Consider the following 1,950-nt stretch of genomic DNA (forward strand, 5'->3'; position numbering starts at 1 on the left):
CTTTTATTATGCCTTAAAAGCGAAAAAATAGTTTGTTATAGTGTGCCTGATAATACTTTTATATGCTGGACGACTGGCTGGAGGATTCTCTTCCGCTGGGGCCACACCTTCCAAGAGATATTTCTGTAATTCGCCACAGTATGACACAGGCTCTTACAGAAAATCAGAATTTTCAGGAGATAAGGGAAGACCTTCGTTTTCAGAAACTGGTGACACGGCTGAAAAAGAATGAGGAGGAGCAATAGATGGATGCAGTTGTTTTGAAAAAACTTTCTAAGACATATCCTAATGGAAAAAAGGCTGTCAGAAGTATTGACTTTTCTCTGGATCAGGGAGAAATATTTGGTTTTCTGGGGCCAAACGGAGCAGGAAAAACAACAACTGTAAAGCTTCTGACGGGGATGCTTATTCCTTCGGAGGGAGAATGCAGGGTATTGGGGTTGAATCCGACAGAAGATCCGGAAAAGGTGCATGCTTTTTCCGGAGTGGTAACTGAACATGCACAGATGTACAATAATATGACAGGAAAACAGAATCTTATGTTTTATGGATCAGTATTTGGAATTTCAGAAGCAGAAGCGGATAAAAGGTCCGTTTCCCTGCTGAAACAGCTGGAATTAGAGGAGGCAGCAGATCAGAAGCTTTCTGCCTATTCGACTGGTATGCGTCAGAGACTTTCTCTTGCCAGGGCATTGATCCACAGACCCAGGATCCTTTTCCTTGATGAGCCAACATCAGGTCTTGACCCGGAAAGTGGACAAAAGGTCAACCAGATGATTCGGAAACTGGCAGAGGACGAAAAGATTACGATTTTTCTATGTACCCATCAACTTAGATATGCACAGGAAATCTGTACCAGATATGGACTGATGGAACAGGGAAAACTGCTGGCAATGGGAACTTTGGAGGAACTGCAAAATAGGGTGGCTTCTGGCATAAGCCTTGAGATCTGTGCAGATCATATGCCGGAAGAACTGGGATTTTTAAGGACGGGAGAGCGGCAGTATGTGAGCAAAATTCAGTCTGACAATGAAATTCCTGATCTTGTTCGTAAGATTGTAACAGGAGGCGGAGATATTTACTCAGTCAATGTAAAGAAACCATCCCTGGAGGATATTTATTTCTCATTTACTTCTGGAGAGGAGGCGTTATCATGAAACAAAAAATGGCAGCTATTATCAGAAAAGATTTGAGAGGCATCACTGCCAACAAAAATTTGTTTCTTTCTCTTTTGATCGTTCCGCTGGTTTTTACAGTGGTATTTCCATCTATTCTTGTGTGCGCAATCCATTTTATGCCAGGTGATCCGGACGTTCAGAAAATGATGGATCTTCTGCCGACTGCTATGCGTTCCGGAAACATGGAACGGGATATGATGAGAATGATGCTGAACTATATTCTTCCGGTGTTTTTTCTGATTATCCCTGTGATGTCTGCCTCCATTATGTCAGCAAGTTCTTTTGTGGGTGAAAAGGAAAAGCACACATTGGAGACTCTCCTTTACTGTCCTTTGTCGGTGAGACAGATATTCTGTGCAAAGGTAATGGCTTCTTTTCTTTTGAGCATATCAGTATCTCTGCTTTCTTTCCTGGCAATGATCCTGGTGATCGAGACAGAGACGCTGTTTCTGTTTAAAAGCTTTTTGCTTCCGGGAATCAGCTGGCTTGTGATTTTATTTATGATCGCACCATCAATTTCTCTGGTTGCCATAACTTTGATCGTGAGAGGTTCTGCTAAAGCTCAAAGTGTGGAAGAAGCCCAGCAGAGTGCGGTATTTCTGGTGCTCCCTCTGATTCTTCTGTCAGCAGGACAGCTTATGGGTGTACTTTTAGTAAATGTATGGATTTTGCTGGGGCTGGGAGGTGTTTGTGTTTTGGCGGCAGTATTTCTTTTGAAAAAATCCATGGGACGGTTTACCTATGAAATGCTGCTGAAATGATTTTATTACTA

3 protein-coding genes are annotated in these 1,950 nt (G+C 42.4%); all 3 read left to right on the forward strand.

From position 1 onward, the window contains the following. Nucleotides 1–62: 62 nt before the first annotated feature. The 3 genes from RDS42_RS14515 to RDS42_RS14525 are packed head-to-tail and all read left to right on the forward strand — an operon-like array spanning nt 63 to nt 1,939. Nucleotides 63–245 (forward strand): hypothetical protein, encoded by a 183-nt coding sequence (locus tag RDS42_RS14515; protein WP_308784281.1) that lies wholly within the window; start codon nt 63–65, stop codon nt 243–245. After that, nucleotides 246–1,157 (forward strand): ABC transporter ATP-binding protein, encoded by a 912-nt coding sequence (locus tag RDS42_RS14520; protein ID WP_308784282.1) that lies wholly within the window; start codon nt 246–248, stop codon nt 1,155–1,157. Further along, a complete protein-coding gene (locus RDS42_RS14525) occupies nt 1,154–1,939 on the forward strand; it encodes an ABC transporter permease subunit (protein WP_308784283.1) in 786 nt (261 codons plus the stop codon). Before RDS42_RS14520 ends, RDS42_RS14525 begins: the two co-directional genes overlap by 4 nt. The last annotated feature ends 11 nt before the right edge of the window (nt 1,940–1,950 follow it).

It is taken from the genome of uncultured Blautia sp., assembly GCF_902497045.1.
Classification (GTDB): domain Bacteria; phylum Bacillota; class Clostridia; order Lachnospirales; family Lachnospiraceae; genus Blautia_A.